Source organism: Hallella mizrahii (assembly GCF_009695775.1).
Classification (GTDB): Bacteria; Bacteroidota; Bacteroidia; order Bacteroidales; family Bacteroidaceae; genus Prevotella; species Prevotella mizrahii.
Genome location: NZ_VUNG01000003.1, coordinates 121626 through 140405, shown reverse-complemented (window position 1 = coordinate 140405; position 18780 = coordinate 121626). Strand labels below are relative to the sequence as shown.

Sequence of the window (18780 nt, the reverse complement as noted above, 5' to 3'; positions counted from 1 at the left end):
ACTTCAACAGTCTAGAGACGGAATAGTCGTTTCCCTGAACAGTTTCAGCCTTCATCCTATTTATTAAAATGTGTGAAACGCTTGGCAATTCAAAGAAATAGTCTTACCTTTGCACACATAACGCGGCAATAGCTCAGTTGGTAGAGCGCGACCTTGCCAAGGTCGAGGTCGCGGGTCCGAGTCCCGTTTGCCGCTCTTTTTTTTCATACCATCGCCGCAATGGTGGAATTGGTAGACACGAGGGACTTAAAATCCCTTGGCCAGAAATGGTCGTGCGGGTTCGAGTCCCGCTCGCGGCACGTTTAATCATTATATATTGTATTATGCGCAACCATTTCGTTCTAACCTTATCAGTTTGTTCTATAGTGGCTCTGTCGTCATGCTCTTCCAAATTGGGAAAGCTCTCTGCCGATAACTTTACGGTAGACCCCAATCCTTTGGAGACATTAGGCGGTCAGGTTCCAGCTACCATCAATGGCAACTTCCCCGTGAAATATATGAAGCCAAAAGCAGTGGTGACGGTCATCCCGGAGCTACGCTACGGCAATGGGCAGGTCGCACAAGGCAAGGGCGCTACCTTCCAGGGCGAGAAAGTCATGGGCAATGACCAGACCATCTCCTACAAGATGGGCGGCCGCTACACGATGAAGACCGCGTTTGACTATGTCCCAGATATGCAGAAGAGTGAGATGTATCTCACGTTTGATGCGCGTGTCGGAAAAAAGAAAGTAGAGGTACCAGCCGTGAAAGTCGCCAATGGCGTGCTGGCAACGGCAGAACTCTATAAGCAGACGCTGATGAACGCCGGCGGATGTATTGCTCCCGATTCCTTCGAGCGCGTGAAGGCTCAGAAATATGAAGCAAACATCAAATTCCTCATCAACCAGGCCAATCTCCGCAAGAGTGAGTTGAAAAACAACTCGGTCAAGGAGTTCCTTGCCATGCTGAAGAAAATCAATGCCGACCGTGAGGGCTTGAACCTGAAGAATGTTGAGGTGCAGGCCTATGCCTCTCCTGACGGTGGTTATTCCTTCAACGACAAACTGGCCAGCAAGCGCCAAAATACCACTGAAGGCTATGTCAAAAAACAGGTCAAGGCTGCCAAACTCAACACCAAGGATATTGATGCCCACTATACGGCTCAGGACTGGGACGGCTTCAAGCGTCTCGTCCAAGCCAGCAACATCCAGGACAAGGACGTGATTCTGCGTGTCTTGGAGATGTATAAGGATCCGGAGGAGCGTGAGCGCCAGATCCGCAACATGAGCGAAGGCTTCCGTGAGCTCGCCGACGGCATCCTGCCTGAGTTGCGCCGTAGCCGCATGATCATCAACTACGAGACTGTCGGAAGAAGCGACGAACAAATCAAGCAGCAGTACGCTGCCGACCCTGCACGCCTGTCTGCTGACGAGCTGCTCTATGCCGCTACATTGGAGAGTGATCCTGCAAAAAAGGAAGCCATCTATAAGAAGACAGCCGAACTGTATGACAAGGACTACCGGGCCTACAACAACTTGGCAGCTATGGCTTTCAACAAGGGCGACGAGTCCACAGCCAAGCAGTATATCGAGCAGGCAAAGGCTAAGCGCGCTGATGCCCCAGAGGCTAATGCCAACCTGGCTCTCATCGATATGAAGCATGGTAATCTCAATGATGCTACCAATCATTTGGCCGACGCCATCGACGCCAACGGATTCTATGAGGTACTGGGCAATCTGAACATTGCAAAAGGCAACTATGCTACCGCCGTTCAGAACTTCGGAAACAGCTACTCCAACAGTGCTGCCCTGGCTCAGCTGCTCAACAAAGACTATGCTGCCGCTGTCGCTACACTGAAGAACGTGAAGAACGCTGATGCCATGACGGACTATCTCATGGCTCTCGTGCTCAACCGTCAGGGCAACACAGCCACTGCCAAGGACTATCTCCAGCGTGCTTGCAAGAAAGACGCTAAACTGGCAGCTTATGCAGCCAACGACTTGGAGCTGGCCAACCTGAAGTAATCTTTAGATTTTATTCACTATCATGATAAGCCTTCGACCTCTAGTATGGGGGCGGAGGCTTTCTCTTTTCTTGTCTATGCAGTTTCATATACGATATAGCCATTATGTGGCCGGAGGCTTCTCGGGGCTTTTGCTCTTGCTGACCCTGATGTTGTCGTCCTGTGGTGTCGACGGCAACCACTTCGAAATACAGGGACATCTGTTGAATATCAATCAGAGCGACTTCTATGTCTATGCTGAGAACGGATCCATAGAGGGACTTGACACAATTCACGTCGAGGGTGGACGCTTCGCCTACGAAGTCCCCTGCAAGCATCCCACCATTCTCTATTTGGTGTTTCCCAACTATTCTGTCGTGCCGATCTTTGCCCAACCCGGAAAAAGCGTCAGCATCAAGGGCGACGCCTCGCACCTGAAAGAAATAGAGATCAAAGGCACCGACGACAATGAACTTTATACCAAGTTCAGGGAAAGGGTGGCCAAGGCTTCACCCCCCGAGGCCAAGCATGCGGCAGAAGACTTCATCGGTGACCATCCAGAGTCTGTTGTCGGACTGTGGCTCATCAGGAAGTATTTTATCTCTGACGCACTTCCCGACTATCAAACAGCCTTGCGGTTGGCACAAAAAATGCAGTCCAAGCAGACCGACCAGGCTGATCTGTCGCGTATGATCCGGCTGTTGGATTCTATGGCACACGTAGGTATAGGCTCTGCCCTGCCTGATTTTTCAGCTTACGATACCAAAGGTCGCCTCGTCTCTTCGTCAAATCTCTCTTCCGGCCTTGCCGTCATCTGCACGTGGGCATCATGGAGTTACGACAGCATGGACATGCTGCGCACATTGAAACAATTGCAGCGTCAGTCGCAAGGACGGCTCAAGGTCGTGTCGCTCTCTGTCGACGCAAGCCGCAGCGACTGCGACGGTGCCTTGAAGGTGGACAGTATCTCATGGCCCAATGTTTGCGACGGACAGATGTTTGACAGCCGCCCCTTGAAGCAATTAGGCTTGATGGGAGTCCCTGACAACATTATCGTGAAAGACAATCGTATCGTGGCTCGCAACCTGATGGGATCGCAACTCCGCGACAAAATCATGGATTTGCTGAAATAGTTACTGTGTTAGAATATTATAGGGGGATGAGCATGACTGATTTACGGAACCGAGGAATCAAAGAGGAGGCAGAACGATGCTGGTAAAAACCTACAGTGCTGCTGTCAACGGTTTGGAAGTGACGACCGTGACCATCGAGGTGAGCTTGACACGGGGCGTGATGTATCATCTCACAGGCCTTGGCGACGAGGCTGTGCGCGAGGGGCGTGACCGCATTGCGGCCGCCATGCAGAACAACGGCTACAAGTTTCCGCGCGCTGACCTGACCGTGAACCTTGCCCCTGCCGACTTGCGTAAGGAAGGAAGCAGCTTCGACCTGCCGTTGGCAATCGCCATCCTCACGGCGTCGGGACAGATGGACGCGCCAGAGCTCGACAGGTACATGATGGTCGGCGAGCTCAGTCTTGATGGGAAACTGCAACCGGTGAAAGGCGTTCTGCCTATCGCCATCAAAGCCAGGGCAGAACATTTCAAAGGACTGATCGTCCCAAAGCAAAACGTCCATGAAGCAGCAATCGTCAACAAACTCGAGGTCTATGGGCTGGAGACCATGACCGATGTCGTGGCATTCCTGACAGGCGTCAAGCAGTTTGAACCTACGGTGGTCGATACCCGAAAGATCTTCTATGAGCAGCAATATAATTTCGACCTCGATTATGCCGACGTACGCGGGCAGGAAAGCGTGAAGCGTGCCTTGGAAGTGGCCGCCGCCGGTGGGCACAACCTCATCATGATCGGGCCGCCGGGATCGGGCAAAAGCATGATGGCAAAGCGTCTGCCGTCTATCTTGCCGCCGCTGACGCTCTCGGAAAGCCTGGAGACTACACAGATCCATTCCGTCGCCGGAACGCTGGGAAAAAGCTCCTCGCTTATCTCGCAAAGGCCGTTCCGATCCCCCCACCACACCATCTCTGAAGTGGCTTTGGTTGGTGGCGGCATGAATCCGATGCCGGGCGAGATCAGCCTGGCGCACAACGGCGTGCTCTTCTGCGACGAGTTGCCGGAGTTTAACAAGCATACGCTGGAGGTGTTGCGCCAACCGCTCGAAGATCGCGTCATCACCATCTCACGGGCCAAGTACACAGTCACCTATCCGTGTAGCTTCATGTTTGTGGCGTCAATGAATCCTTGTCCGTGTGGCTACTACGGCGATCCGACGCATCATTGTGTGTGTACGCCGGGACAGATACAGAAATACCTCAACAAGATCAGCGGTCCGTTGATGGACCGTATCGACATTCAGTGCGAGATCACACCAGTGCCCTTCAAAGACATCTCCAAGGGCGAGCCCGGTGAACCCTCGGCTAAGATTCGTGAGCGCGTGATCAAAGCGCGCGCCATACAGACCGAGCGCTTCCGCGATTGTCCGGCTATCCACTGCAATGCTCAGATGACCGAGCGGCTCATCCATCGCTTTGCAGAGCCCGACACCGCCGGCATAGAGCTGTTGCGCACGGCAATGGAACGCTTATCGCTCTCGGCTCGTGCCTACTCCCGTATTCTGAAGGTAGCACGCACCATCGCCGACCTCGCAGGCAGCGACAGCGTTCTGCCCGACCACATCGCTGAAGCCATCGGCTACCGGCAACTCGACCGTGGCGACTGGGCGGAAAGAGGCATGTAAAGTGGAGACTTTATGCCGCTGTTACCGCCTTCCTCAGATGATGATAGAGCCACAGAAAGGCAGGGATGAGAAAGAGATCGGCGAAGATCCAGGCCACCGGGTCGCCAAAGCATACGCCCTTGAAGGCTAAAGCCGGCACGAGCCACAGACTCACTCCGCAGCGTGCGATCATCTCCATCACGCCCGACATCATCGAGAGATTGGAATAGCCCAAGCCTTGGATGCTATAGCGGAAGATGGTGAGCAGACCAAGAGCCGGATAAAAATAGTTGGCGATGCGCATGAGCATCGCTGCGTTGTCGATTACTTCTTGCTCACCGCTCTTGACAAAGAGCATCATCATATCGTCGGCAAAAGGATAGATAATGAGCACGGTAAGCACGAAATAGACAAGCATAATGCCGATAGCATCCTTCACGCCACGGCGTATGCGATCGAGCTTTCGCGCTCCGATGTTTTGTCCGCAGTAGGTGGCCATGGCTACGCCAATATTCTCGAAAACACAGGTGAAGAGATATTTGATGCGCATGGCAGCCGTAAACGAAGCCACGCAAACCGTTCCCAATGCATTGTTGGCACTTTGCAGCATGATAATGCCGATGCCCGTAATACTGAATTGCAGCCCCATGGGCACGCCGTTGTTGAGAAGTATCGACACGCGCTTGTTGTCGTAGCTGCGTTCCTCGCCCGTGGGGATGAGCAGTCTCATCTTGCCGCGGATGTAGAGCCAGCAGAGCACCGTGGCAAAGGCCTGCGACAAAAGTGTCGCTACACCGGCGCCAGCCACGCCCATGCCCAAGATGAGAATGAGCAAAACGTCGAGGGCAATGTTGACCAGCGAGGCCAGAATCAGGAAATAGAAAGGCTGCTTGGAGTTGCCCAAGGCACGAATGAACCCCGAGAGCAGGTTGTATCCCATGGTAAAGGGAATGGCGAGAAACTGCAGAAAAAGAAATGTCCAAGCATCGCGGAAAATGTCAGACGGCGTGTTGACCAGTCCGAGGATCTTCGTGCAGAACATGCAAGTGAGCAGAGTGATGACAGCTGCGAAAACCACGGCAATGCGCACGGCATTGGCAACATAGCTTCGCATCTTATGATAGTCCTTGCCGCCGAAAGCTTGAGCCACGGGTATGGCAAAGCCGGCGCACGATCCGTTGCAAAATCCCATCACCAGAAAGTTGATCGACGACGACGCTCCCACGGCAGCCAAAGCGTTCACGCCGATCCACCGCCCTACGATGGCCGCATCGATAACCTGATACATCTGCTGGAGTATATAGCCCAGTACCAGTGGCAAGGCAAAATGTAGAATGCCACGGGCGGGTGAGCCTGTGGTCATGTCATTGACATTTGTGTTCATGTGTTATCCTATATATATAATAAGGAGTACAGAGGAAGATCCATCCCCTGTATCCTTTTTTATCAAATGGCTACAAACACTAACGCGCTTGTGTCTGCTCTTTGATTTGACGCATCCGCTCCTTGCGTGTCAGAGAGTACTCTCCACTGTGCGTGTCGACATAGTCATAGAGTTGGAAGGCTTTTTCCAAAAGCATCGTGCGCAAGGGATCCGCCTTGTACATGCCCTCGGCATGCCACAGCCCAGCCAGCATTTCCAACTTGCCCATCCTGCGGTCTGTCTCCCATACATCGTGGGCGTAGGCGATAGCCTCTTCTGCGGTGAGGTTGCGCAGATCGTCGTAGTTGCCGATATACTGTCGGTAGAGGTCGCGCAACGCTTCGTCGCGCTTTCCCTCTTCCTCTTTCTTTTCAAGAAAACGCTGCACAGCAGCCATAAACTCTTGAAGAATACGGATGAAATAGTCTCGTTGTAACATGGTGCAAAGGTAGTGCAAACGAGTGGAATACCAAAGAAAATTGTGATTTTCTTTGTATTCCCGAGTGCAGCCTAACTTATTTAAAGGTAGTGCAAACGAGTGGAATACCAAAGAAAATCGTGATTTTTCCTCTTTACAGTCTTATGATTCATGGCTGTAACTGCCGATTTCTCAAAACCTTTTTGTAATTTTGCACCTATATATAAATAAGTATAAGCAATCAAGATGGAAGAAAAGAAATTCAAACGCACCACTGTCACCGCCGCACTGCCCTATGCCAACGGCGGTGTGCACATCGGTCACCTCGCCGGTGTATATGTTCCGGCCGACATCTATGTGCGCTATCTTCGCCTAAAGAAGCAAGACGTGGTCTTCATCGGCGGTAGCGACGAGCACGGAGTGCCCATCACCATTCGCGCCAAAAAAGAAGGGATTACACCGCAAGATGTCTGCGACCGCTATCATAAGATCATTAAGGACTCTTTTAAGGAGTTCGGCATCTCATTCGATATCTACAGCCGTACCACATCCAAGGTGCACAGCAAGCTCGCTTCTGACTTCTTCCGCAAACTCTACGACGACGGAAAGCTCATCGAGAAAGAAAGCGAACAGCTCTACGACCCCGAGGCCAAGCAGTTCCTCGCCGACCGCTACGTCATGGGCACCTGCCCTCACTGTGGCAACCCTAACGCCTACGGCGACCAATGCGAGAAATGCGGCAGTGACCTCAGCCCTATGGAACTCATCAATCCACACTCTACCATCAGCGGCGCAAAGCCGGAACTGCGTAAGACTAAAAACTGGTACTTGCCACTGAACAACTATCAGGACTGGCTGAAGCAATGGATTCTTGAGGGCCACAAAGAGTGGCGCCCGAATGTCTACGGACAGTGCAAGTCATGGCTCGACATGGATTTGCAGCCGCGCGCTATGACCCGCGACCTCGACTGGGGTATTCCCGTGCCCGTAGAGGGAGCCGAGGGGAAGGTGCTCTATGTCTGGTTTGACGCACCTATCGGATATATCTCCAACACCAAGGAACTCTGCGACGCTGAACCTGAGCGCTGGGGCTCATGGGAGAAATGGTGGAAAGATCCTGAGACACGCCTTATCCACTTTATCGGCAAGGACAACATCGTATTCCACTGCCTCATCTTCCCCGTCATGCTCAAGGCCCATGGTGGCTATATTCTCCCCGACAACGTGCCGGCCAACGAGTTCCTCAACCTTGAGAACGACAAGATCAGTACCTCACGCAACTGGGCTGTGTGGCTCGACGAATACTTGAAGGACTTCCCCGGCAAACAGGACGTGCTACGCTATGTGCTCACCGCCAACGCACCAGAGACAAAGGACAATAACTTCACGTGGAAAGACTTCCAGGAGCGAAATAACTCAGAGCTCGTCGCTATCTACGGCAACTTCGTCAATCGCGCCCTGCAGCTTACCAAGAAATACTGGAACGGCGTGGTGCCGGCATGCGGCGAACTGCTCGACGTAGACAAGCAGGCAATCCAGGAATTCAAGGACGTAAAAGAGAAGGTGGAGCAGTATCTCGACAACTTCAAGTTCCGCGAGGCGCAGAAGGAAGCCATGAACCTGGCACGCATCGGCAACAAATACATCACCGAGTGCGAGCCGTGGAAGGTGTGGAAGACTGACCCGAAACGAGTGGAGACCATTCTCTACATCTCACTCCAGTTGGTTGCCAACCTCGCCATTGCCTTTGAGCCGTTCCTGCCGTTCAGTTCTAAGAAGCTGCGCGAGATGATTAACCTCAAGACCTTCGACTGGGCTGAGCTGGGCAGCACGACATTGCTCGAGGCCGGTCATCAGCTTGCTGAGCCACAGTTGCTCTTCGAAAAGATTGAAGACGAGGCTATCCAGTATCAGCTCGACAAGCTCGCCGCCACAAAAAAAGCCAATGAGGCTGCCGAGGCCGCCAAAGACTACAAGGCAGAGCCTATCAAGGCCAACATCCCCTTTGACGAGTGGGAGAAACTTGACATTCGTGTGGGACACATCAAAGACTGCCAAAAGGTGAAGAAGTCCAACAAACTTCTGCAATTCACACTCGATGATGGCAGCGGAACAGACCGTACAATCCTCTCCGGCATTGCCAAGTTCTACAAGCCCGAGGATCTTATCGGCAAGGATGTGCTTTTCATCGCCAACCTTGCTCCGCGCAAGATGATGGGCATCGAGAGCCAGGGTATGATCCTATCTGCCCTCAACTTCGATGGATCGCTCAGCGTCACAACCACCCTCGGCGAAGTTAAGCCGGGCTCACAAGTAGGATAAGCGACAAACAAACAACTTTTATAACAAACATCCATGCTCCGCAACTGCCAGAGCATGGATGTTTTGTTTATTCCATAATAGGCGTTTTGTATATCCTGTAAAATACAAGCTATTTATTTTCTTTCCTTTCATTATCAAGATTCTACACTTAAAAGATTATCATAAACATTGCAAAAGAGATTCATAACTACACCATTTCGAACTGATTTTGGAAAAAAAACGGTATAAACATTTGGTTATGTCAACCACAAATCATAACTTTGCCATCGGAAAACACAAACCTTAAATTTAAGTTCATTCTATGGCAGAAAAAGTAGAAGTAAAAGAGTTGGAAGACGTAGTGGTCCGCTTCTCGGGCGACTCCGGCGACGGTATGCAGCTCGCCGGCAACATCTTCTCCACCGTGTCCGCCACTGTAGGCAACGGCATCTCCACATTTCCGGACTATCCCGCTGACATCCGCGCCCCGCAAGGCTCTCTCACCGGCGTGTCGGGCTATCAGGTACACATCGGCGAGGGTAAAGTCTATACACCAGGCGACAAATGCGACGTGCTCGTAGCCATGAACGCCGCTGCTCTCAAGACGCAATATCAGTATGCCAAGCCACAGGCTTGTATCATCATCGACACCGACTCCTTCGGCCCCGTCGACTTGAAGAAAGCCGACTTCCACAGCGATGACTATCTCGGCGAGATGGGCATCGACCCCGACCGCGTCGTGGCATGCCCCATCACACGCATGGTCAAGGAATGCCTGGCCGACGAAAGTATGCCGCCCAAGGCCGTGCTGAAATGCCGCAACATGTTTGCTCTCGGCCTCGTCTGCTGGCTCTTCAACCGCGACCTCACCCTCGTGGCCAACTTCCTCAAGGAGAAATTCGCCAAGAAACCCGGAGTGGCAGAGGCCAACATTAAGGTCGTCAACGCCGGATACCACTATGGTGCCAACACCCACGCTTCCGTGCCTTCTACCTATCGCATCGAGACCAAGCACAAACAGCCCGGACGCTATATGGACATCACGGGCAACAAAGCCACTGCCTATGGTCTCATCGCCGCAGCCGAGCGGGCCGGACTGAAACTCTATCTTGGTTCCTACCCCATCACTCCCGCCACCGACATTCTCCATGAGCTGGCCAAGCACAAGAGTCTCGGCGTCATCACCGTGCAGAGCGAGGATGAGATCAGTGCTTGCTCAAGTGCTGTCGGCGCATCATTCGCCGGCGCGCTGGCTGTGACTTCTACCTCCGGACCGGGCATCTGTCTGAAGAGCGAGGCTATCAACTTGGCTGTCATTGATGAGTTGCCGCTCGTCGTCATCGACGTGCAGCGTGGCGGACCCTCAACGGGCTTACCGACGAAGAGCGAGCAGACCGACCTGCTGCAAGTACTCTACGGCCGCAATGGTGAAAGCCCAATGCCCGTCATCGCCGCCACCAGTCCCACCGACTGCTTCGACGCTGCCTATATGGCCGCCAAAATAGCACTGGAACATCTCACGCCGGTGGTGCTCCTCACCGATGCCTTCATCGCCAACGGCTCGTCGGCATGGCGCCTGCCCGACATCAAAAAGATGCCGCCGATCCATCCCCACTACGTCACACCGGAACAGAAATACAAGTATACACCCTACCAACGCGACCCGAAAAACCAAGTGCGCTACTGGGCCATCCCCGGACAGGAAGGCTACACCCATATCCTTGGCGGACTGGAGAAGGACGGCGAGACCGGTGCCATCTCAACAGAACCTGAGAACCACAACAAGATGGACCACCTGCGCTTCCAAAAAGTCGCCGACATCGAGGTGCCAGACTTGGAAGTTGAGGGCGACAAGGACGACGCTGACCTGCTCATCGTGGGCTTCGGTTCAACCTATGGCCATCTCTACTCTGCCATGACCGAGCTGCGCAAGAAAGGATACAAGGTAGCCTTGGCACAGTTTAAATATGTCAATCCGCTTCCGAAAAACACTGCCGAAGTGCTGCTCAAATACCGCAAGGTCGTCGTCGCCGAGCAAAACCTTGGTCAGTTGGCAGCCCTACTTCGCATCCGCATCAACGACTTCGTTCCCTTCCAGTACAATCAGGTCAAAGGCCAGCCCTTTGTGGTCAGCGAGCTCGTCAAGGGTTTTGAGAAGATCATCGTCACACCGGAAGAACAGATGACCGGCCCAACCTTTGAGACCCGCGTACTGCAATAACAGCCTCAGCAAGGTTTTATCGGCATCATAGGCTCATTGCCTAAACAAAAATCAAATATTATGGAAGCAAAACAAAGCACATCACCCTATACCGCCGCCGACTATAAGAAGGGCCAGCCACGCTGGTGCCCGGGTTGCGGCGACCATTCATTCTTGGCCAGCCTACAGAAAGCAATGGCCGAAATCGGCGTTCCGCCCTACGAGACCGCCGTCATCTCAGGCATCGGCTGCTCAAGCCGTCTGCCTTACTACGTCAACACCTACGCCATGCAGACCATCCACGGACGTGCTGCCGCCGTGGCTACGGGTGCCAAAATTGTCAACCCAAAGCTCACCATCTGGCAGATCAGTGGCGACGGTGACGGGCTGGCCATCGGTGGCAACCACTTCATCCATGCCATGCGACGCAATATTGACCTGAACATGATCCTGCTCAACAACCGTATCTACGGTTTGACCAAGGGCCAATACTCGCCAACGTCGCCACGTGGCTTCGTCTCGAAGTCAAGTCCCTACGGCACAGTAGAGGATCCTTTCCGTCCCGCAGAACTTTGCTTCGGTGCCCGCGGCCGCTTCTTTGCCCGTGCCGTGGCATCCGACTCAGCCCACACCGTGGAGATTCTCAAGGCTGCCTACCATCACAAAGGTGCCGCCGTCTGCGAGATTCTGCAAAACTGTATGATATTCAACAACGGAGCCTACGACCCTATCTACACACGTGAGGGACGCTCCAAAAACGCTATCTATGTCGAGGACGGCAAACCGCTCGTCTTCGGACCCAACAATGAATACGGCCTCGTACAGGAGGGCTTCGGACTGAAAGTCGTGGAACTCGGCAAAGACGGCTACACCATCGACGACGTACTCGTCCACGACAGCCACAATCCCGACAACACTCTACAGCTCAAACTCGCCATGATGGACAACGAGCACGGCTTCCCCGTGGCACTCGGCGTCATCCGTGACGTGGAGGCACCTACCTACGACGATGCCGTCAACCAGCAGATCGAGGACGTGAAGAAGCAAAAGCCTTATCACAACTTCACCGAACTGCTCGAGACCAACGACATTTGGGAGGTGAAGTAACTGTCTCAACCTTCGTTTAGGATTCAACTCAAATCGACATAAAAAGCCTTCTGCAATGGCGCAGAAGGTTTTTTTTATTATCTGAACGAAAATATAGTCAGAATCAGAACGATGATATAGTATACTTACACCAGATATAGTATACTTACCCCGCAACGCTTCTACCATGCACTGAGTTCATCGGCAATCTCGGGCATTTGGCTTTTATGAAACACGGGGCTCTTGATTCCTGCCCGCTTCTGCCGGATATAATCCTTCAGCAGGAAGACGGCATGGGGATGCAGCTTGACGATGGCAAAGAGGTTGCACAGCGTGATGCAACCCATAAAGAAGTCGCCAAGGTTCCATACCAAATCGAGACTGGCCAGAGCACCGAAGATCACCATGACAATACCGTTCATCACACGCACGAAAATCAGCCAACGCCTATCGTGAGTGAGAAATTTTACGTTCATCTCGCCATAGGTATAGTTGCCGATGATCGACGAAAAGGCAAACATGAAGATGGCTATGGCGACAAACGTGGGGCCAGCCGTGCCGATCTCATACTGCAGAGCTGTCTGTGTGAGTTGAATGCCATTGAGACTATTGTCGGTATACACGCCACTGAGCAGGATGATAAAGGCGGTGCAACTGCAAATGAGCAGTGTGTCGGTAAAGACGCTGAGTGCCTGCACCAACCCTTGTTTGACAGGATGGCTGACATCGGCGATGCTGGCCGCGCAGGCTGCCGATCCTTCACCGGCCTCGTTGGAGAACAGTCCACGCTTGATACCCGTCATCATCATAGCGCCGAAGGTACCACCGGTAAACTGCCGGAAGCCGAAAGCATTCTCGATGATGAGCGCAAACATGCGAGGCACAAGCTGAATGTTGACGGCAAGGATGACCAGAGCCAAAAGAATATAGAGCACGGCCATCACAGGCACGAAGATGCTGCTGACCTTGGCGATGCGATTGATGCCACCAAAGACGCAGGCCGTAGCAAGCACCACCAAGATGAGTCCCATCAGCCACGGCTGTACGCCGAAGGCTCCCTGCATGGCACCACAGATGGTGTTGCTCTGTATGGAGATGTAGGCCATGCAAAAGGTGATAGTGATCAGCACAGCATAGAGACGCGCCATCCAGCGTTTGTGCAACCCAAACATCATGTAATAGGCGGGACCACCGATATAACTCCCCTCTGTCTTGCGCTTATAGAGTTGGGCCAACGTAGACTCCACAAAGGCGGTAGCCGAACCAAGCAGGGCAATGACCCACATCCAAAAAATGGCACCCGGACCGCCTACAGCAATGGCTGTGGCCACACCAGCGAGGTTGCCGGTACCCACACGTGAGGCAATGGACACGGCGAAGGCTTCGAACGACGAGACGTGTTTCTCATGGGTTTTCTTCGTCGAGTCGCCCAACAGGCGTATCATCTCGCCAATCATACGGAACTGCACGCCATGCGTCTTGATGGTGAACAGCACAGCACAGACGATAAGGGCAGCTACAAGGATGTAGGTCCACAACACATTATTTATATGAGTGATCGCGGTGTTGAGCCAACCATCGGCTGAAAATATCTCTGTCATCTCTCTTTTGTTAGTTACGAATTATTATCTTGCATCATATATCATTGTAGCCCATTCCGGCATATCATCAACGTACGTTTTATAGATTTGCCCGTCAACCATTCGAAATAGCAATCGCGCTTCGTGATTATCAATGGAATTATCATATATGTAAGTACGATCCACAAACGCAGAGGCCATACGACAATTTACTATTGAACGATGATAACGAGATATAATTTTGGGAATAGGGACATCATGTCCTCCTTCCATTACACGCTTTGCAATTCTTGCAGCGTTGATGGCCGGACTATTTGTAGAAACAAAAAATAAACGAACAAAAAAGCCAGCTTCTTTTGCTCTTCGAATATAATCTAATTTTTGCGGAACAGATAAAACCGTTTCAAAGATAAGACTTCGTTTACTCAACAAACAATTCTCACGCAATTCTTCGCAATAAAGCACAGACTTCATGATCGCGTCTTTATCATTCCAATCACCAAATCTTTCTTGAGCTATGATGTCCGGATTGATATAGACCGCATCTTCCAACCATTCATGATGCAATATTTTAGAAGTGATGGTTGTTTTTCCAGAGCCATTAGGGCCGGCTATAACTATAAGAACCGGCTTGTGTTCCCTCATTATCATCTTGGAAGTAAAGACTATAGGTTATTCTTCTGACCAAATTGACTTTGAGCAATAATGTCTTTACGTATGAGATCGAAATAGCGTTTATGCGCTGCATCTCCTTTACGTCTGGCGTCTTCTGCTGCCTCACTCATTATTTGGTGCAGCATGTCATCTGTTGGCTCCTCTAAACTGGTAAGTCTATAACTATTAATTGTCTCCATAAGCAACCTTGTTATAATATAATTATGTGACAAAGATACGAAATAATTTTGTTGATTGACTCAAAATGAAAAGAAAATAACGGCAATAGCCGAAATCTATCTTTTGAGGAAGCTCTTGAGCCTTTCCGACCGTGGATGGCAGAAGATGTCCTCGGGCTTTCCCTCTTCCTCGATGACACCACCATTGAAGAAGAGCACGCGCGAAGCCACATCGCGGGCAAAACTCATCTCATGGGTGACCACCACCATGGTCATGCCACTATGAGCCAAGTCGCGCATGATCTGGAGCACCTCGCCCACCATCTCGGGGTCAAGGGCGGACGTGGGTTCATCAAACAGCATCACGTCGGGGTTCATCGCCAATGCACGCGCGATAGCCACACGCTGCCGCTGACCGCCCGACAGGCTGTCGGGCCATGCATCGGCCTTGTCGGCAAGCCCCACACGCTGGAGCAGGTGGTCGGCGGTGGCAGCGGCTTCCTGCCGAGACAGCTTTCCCAACGTCACGGGAGCCAGCATGATGTTGCGACGAATGGTCATATTGGGAAATAGATTGAACTGCTGAAACACCATGCCAATGCGTTCCCGCATCTTGTTGATGTTGATTTCGGGCGACGTGATGTCGGTGCCTTCAAAGAGAATATGTCCTGAGGTTGGTCGCTCCAGCAAGTTGAGACTGCGGAGAAAGGTAGACTTGCCACAGCCCGAAGGCCCGATGATGGCGACGACCTCGCCTTCGCGTATGGTGGTGCTGATGTCGCGCAGCACTACATGGTCGCCGAAGGCCTTGCAGAGATGGTCGATGGTGATGAGCGTTTTATCTTTCATTTTTGCGTAGTTTCTTTTCCAGTGCCCCCACAGCAGAGGACAGGCTGAGCACGATGGCAAGGTAGATGACAGCTACTACACCCAAGGGCAGGATGGCGTCGTAGGTGATGCTGCGGATGATATCGCTGCCCTTGGTGAGGTCTACCAGTCCGATATAGCCGCTGATGGAGGTTTCCTTGAGCAGGGTGATGAGCTCGTTGCCGATAGCGGGCAGCACGTTTTTGAAAGCCTGCGGCAGGATGATCAGCCGCAAGGTCTGTCCATAGCTCAGTCCCAGCGAGCGCCCGGCCTCGCTCTGTCCTCGGTCGATGGACATGATGCCACTGCGCACGACCTCAGCCAGATATGCCGAGGAGTTGATACCAAAGGCAACGATGGCCACGAGCACCTTGCTCACGTCGGCAGCGGCAAAGATGACATAATATATAATAAGGAGTTGCACCATCGTCGGCGTGCCGCGGATGACGACGAGATAGAGCTTGCAAAGGGCGTTGAGCACGGTGTAGCGGCCGGTACGGTCGTGGGTGGTGCGCACGATGGCAATCAGCGAGCCGAGGCAGAGCGAGATGAGTATGGCGAAGAGCGTGATGACGAGTGTGTTGCCAAGACCTTGCAGCAGATAGAGATAGCGGCCCTCTACGAGGAAGTCCTGTCGGAATTTTTGCGCAAGGCTCTGCGAGCGCGCCTCGTGATGTGACGCTTTCACGATGATGACCTGACGACTACGGGCATAAGCGTCGGTGAAGCTGACATTGCGCAGGCGGTCGGGTGTGACGGTAAGCGCGGCGGCTCCCACATCGGCTTTCCCGGTCTGCACCGAGGTGACCACCGCGTCGAAGTTCATATCCTCCACTTGCAGCGTCATGCCGAGCACGTCGGCCACAGCCTGCATGATGTCGATGTCGATACCCACGACACGCCCGTTGTCGTAATACTCATAGGGTTGGAACGTAGCGTTGGTGGCCACGACGAGCCGTCCATTGGGTCGTCCGATAGCCCTGGGCTGGTAGGCGATGCTCATCTTCTGACGGAGATGGCGGCTGACGATGGTGTCGAGCGTACCATCGTTGCGCAACAAGCGCAGGGCATGGTTGATGTTTCGCACAAGGTCACGCCGTCCATGCGCCACACAGAAAGCATAAGGCTCCGTGCTGTAGGCGTGGGGCAGGATAGCCAGTCCGTCGTTTTGCGCCACGAAAGCCTTGGCGGGCTGTTCGTCCTCCACCACACAGTTGACCTTGCCCTGCAAGAGTGCTTGTATGGCATCGGCGGTCTTGGTGAACCGCTCCACCTGTGTACCCGCCTTGTCGTGTTCCATCTTCGACACCTTCGTGTCGGAGGTGGTACCCAGTTGTACACCGATTCTGCTGCCCGGCAAGTCCCGTGCAGAACGAATCGACTTGGGCTTGCCTGCGCAACCCACAAGTGTCATCAGCACCAACAGCACGACACCTATGTTTATTCTCTTCTTCACTGTTTCTCTTTATGATTACTCTTAGTCCCTGTCTTCTCTTTTCGCTTTTACCTCTTTACTTTTTTTACCTTTATCTTATTTCCTCCATCTTCACCACATCATAGCCTTTGATCTGTACGACAATAAGGTGGAGCTGGCTGCCGTGGAGCATTGTTTGCAGCTTGCGGTCGGCGGCATAGGTCTTGATCTGCGTGACGGCCTCGGTCCATTGCTGGGCGGCCTCAGCGTCAGTGGCGTCGGTCTTGAGATATTTCAACTCCAGGATATAGCTGTGGGCAACCATCGGGTAGACCGTATAGTTGGGCAGCAGGAAGAAGTCACAATAGCCGTGGGAGAATTCCATCTCGGGGGCGACAAGGTAATAGTTGGTCAGTGTGAGATAGGCATTCATGAAGCCTTGCAGGTTGCGCTCGCCCTCGATGAGCTGGCGCACGGCCGTGGTGTCGTGATAAGCCTTGCTGATAAACGAGAGGAGCGGTCGCCAGTTGCCGTCGAGAGCTGCCTGATCAAAGTAATCATCCAATCCAGAAATATCGATGGAATGGATGGTACTGTATTCATCCAAGAGATACTGATAGTATTGCAGGCGTACATTGTTGTTGGGGATGATCAGCTTGAGCCGCTCGCCAACGACTCCACCAATAGTAAGCATACCATAATAATAGAGTAAACTAATGAAATTGCCAAACTCCATCATCCGCTCGGCTGGAAAATGCGAGACCAGACGGGCTTTGATAAAACCTTTCTCCGCTATGTCATGAATGATTTCTACACGCTTACCTTCTGTCTTGTCTATTCTGATGAGACGCTTCAGCTTGCCGTAGTCTGTCATCGTGTTCGGGTCGATCATCTCTTTAGGCCTCTTCCCCTTGTCTATAAGTGTACTCAAATAATAGCAGACCATATCACTGTTGAACATACTGGGCTCAGTACCGAAACTGTCCTCGGCAAAGCAATAGTTGTCGTACCACGGTTTGATATCTGCGATGATGCTGTCCTCTGTGACTTCCGGCTTGATAGCTCCTACCTCTTTGTAATAGCGGATCATCTGTCGCACGTCTTCCTCTGAGAAGCCGAGCATCTGGTTGAAGCGCGAGTCGATGGTCATGTTCAGCGCGATGTTGTAGCCGCTCGTCAAGTCGTCGAGGGTAATCGGTGAAACACCGAGCATGATGATGCGGTCAAACATCGGCTTGAACTTTTTGAAGAGTTCACGATAGACACCTGTGCCATGTGTCAGCTCGTGATAAGCCTGCTGTCCTTTGATATTGAGAACATCATTGGTGAAATTGTCATACTCGTCAACGATCAAATAGAGTCTCAATCCCACCATTCTACCCATGTCGCCAAGAAGATTGAGTTTGTTACCTCCCGTTTTGCATTCTTGCATCAATTGCATGAGTTCTTCGGGATAAAGCCCTTTGTATTTAATGGCAAAGAGTTTGCACTGTATAGCTATATAGTCGTCCAGACAGTCGCCTATGTGTTCAAGGTCACCTCGCACTTTCGAGAAGTCAAGGTGCATCACAAGGTATTTATTGTGGTTTTCCGTCGGATGCTCAGCGGCGTACATTCCCTTGAACAACTCTTGGAAGTTGTCCTTCTCATTGATATCGTAGTAGGCTTCGAGCATGTTCAGGAACAGACTCTTGCCAAAGCGGCGCGGGCGGACGAGGAAGAGAAAATTGCCTGCCCGTTCCATCCGCTCAAAGTACATGGTCTTATCTACCAGGTATTTGTTTTCCTGCCGCACCTGCTTGAAGTCGGAGATGCCGTAGGGTATGCGCTTGAAATCGTTGCTCATTGTCTTGCTGCTTATCGTTGATGCAAATTTAACCTTTTCCTTTCAGATAAGCAAGACTTAGGAAAAAAAATCAGAACAAGTCCCGACGACTTTCT

The 18780-nt window shown here is 52.2% G+C and carries 14 protein-coding genes and 2 tRNA genes; 8 read left to right on the top strand and 8 right to left on the bottom strand.

The annotated features are described in order from the left end of the window. Positions 1-122 precede the first annotated feature (122 nt). The 5 genes from FYJ73_RS02505 to FYJ73_RS02485 all read left to right on the top strand — a co-directional run bounded on the left by FYJ73_RS02505 (position 123) and on the right by FYJ73_RS02485 (position 4738). Positions 123-195: transfer RNA gene (locus FYJ73_RS02505), tRNA-Gly, on the top strand. A gap of 18 nt (positions 196-213) precedes the next feature. Beyond that, positions 214-299 (top strand) — tRNA-Leu (locus tag FYJ73_RS02500). Positions 300-323: 24 nt separating this feature from the next. Further along, entirely contained in the window at positions 324-2003 is a 1680-nt protein-coding gene (locus FYJ73_RS02495) for a tetratricopeptide repeat protein (protein WP_154533140.1), read from the top strand. Positions 2004-2079: 76 nt separating this feature from the next. Further along, the gene (locus tag FYJ73_RS02490) at positions 2080-3114 is read left to right on the top strand and encodes a DUF4369 domain-containing protein (RefSeq protein ID WP_154533139.1); all 1035 of its coding nucleotides are present in this window, start codon (positions 2080-2082) and stop codon (positions 3112-3114) included. Between the two features lie 76 nt (positions 3115-3190). Then, the gene (locus FYJ73_RS02485) at positions 3191-4738 is read left to right on the top strand and encodes a YifB family Mg chelatase-like AAA ATPase (protein ID WP_154533138.1); all 1548 of its coding nucleotides are present in this window, start codon (positions 3191-3193) and stop codon (positions 4736-4738) included. A 10-nt stretch (positions 4739-4748) separates the two neighbouring features. Here FYJ73_RS02485 and FYJ73_RS02480 read toward each other — a convergent pair whose 3' ends face one another. Then, on the bottom strand, positions 4749-6101 hold the full coding sequence (locus FYJ73_RS02480; RefSeq protein WP_154533137.1) for an MATE family efflux transporter: 1353 nt from the start codon (positions 6099-6101) through the stop codon (positions 4749-4751). A gap of 79 nt (positions 6102-6180) precedes the next feature. Next, positions 6181-6579, bottom strand: coding sequence for a hypothetical protein (locus tag FYJ73_RS02475; protein WP_154533136.1), 399 nt, complete (start codon positions 6577-6579; stop codon positions 6181-6183). A 225-nt stretch (positions 6580-6804) separates the two neighbouring features. Here FYJ73_RS02475 and metG point away from each other — a divergent pair, with 225 nt between their 5' ends. The 3 genes from metG (at position 6805) to FYJ73_RS02460 (ending at position 12166) form a co-directional block, all read left to right on the top strand. Continuing rightward, positions 6805-8880 carry a methionine--tRNA ligase gene (gene metG, locus FYJ73_RS02470; protein WP_154533135.1) on the top strand — a complete coding sequence of 692 codons (2076 nt, stop codon included), beginning with the start codon at positions 6805-6807 and terminating at the stop codon, positions 8878-8880. A gap of 301 nt (positions 8881-9181) precedes the next feature. Then, positions 9182-11080, top strand: coding sequence for a 2-oxoacid:acceptor oxidoreductase subunit alpha (locus FYJ73_RS02465; protein WP_154533134.1), 1899 nt, complete (start codon positions 9182-9184; stop codon positions 11078-11080). A gap of 60 nt (positions 11081-11140) precedes the next feature. Then, entirely contained in the window at positions 11141-12166 is a 1026-nt protein-coding gene (locus FYJ73_RS02460) for a 2-oxoacid:ferredoxin oxidoreductase subunit beta (protein ID WP_154533133.1), read from the top strand. Between the two features lie 161 nt (positions 12167-12327). Here the strand turns inward: FYJ73_RS02460 and FYJ73_RS02455 are convergent, their stop codons facing one another. From FYJ73_RS02455 to FYJ73_RS02430, 6 genes are all read right to left on the bottom strand, one after another. Next, positions 12328-13746, bottom strand: coding sequence for an alanine/glycine:cation symporter family protein (locus FYJ73_RS02455; RefSeq protein WP_154533132.1), 1419 nt, complete (start codon positions 13744-13746; stop codon positions 12328-12330). Positions 13747-13770: 24 nt separating this feature from the next. Beyond that, entirely contained in the window at positions 13771-14370 is a 600-nt protein-coding gene (locus FYJ73_RS02450) for an ATPase (protein WP_206081669.1), read from the bottom strand. Positions 14371-14390: 20 nt separating this feature from the next. Continuing rightward, the gene (locus FYJ73_RS02445) at positions 14391-14579 is read right to left on the bottom strand and encodes a hypothetical protein (protein WP_154533130.1); all 189 of its coding nucleotides are present in this window, start codon (positions 14577-14579) and stop codon (positions 14391-14393) included. Between the two features lie 96 nt (positions 14580-14675). Then, on the bottom strand, positions 14676-15407 hold the full coding sequence (locus FYJ73_RS02440) for an amino acid ABC transporter ATP-binding protein (protein WP_154533129.1): 732 nt from the start codon (positions 15405-15407) through the stop codon (positions 14676-14678). Beyond that, positions 15397-16881 carry an ABC transporter substrate-binding protein/permease gene (locus FYJ73_RS02435; protein WP_336509567.1) on the bottom strand — a complete coding sequence of 495 codons (1485 nt, stop codon included), beginning with the start codon at positions 16879-16881 and terminating at the stop codon, positions 15397-15399. Before FYJ73_RS02435 ends, FYJ73_RS02440 begins: the two co-directional genes overlap by 11 nt. A gap of 70 nt (positions 16882-16951) precedes the next feature. Continuing rightward, on the bottom strand, positions 16952-18685 hold the full coding sequence (locus FYJ73_RS02430; RefSeq protein ID WP_154533128.1) for an AAA family ATPase: 1734 nt from the start codon (positions 18683-18685) through the stop codon (positions 16952-16954). Positions 18686-18780 lie beyond the last annotated feature (95 nt).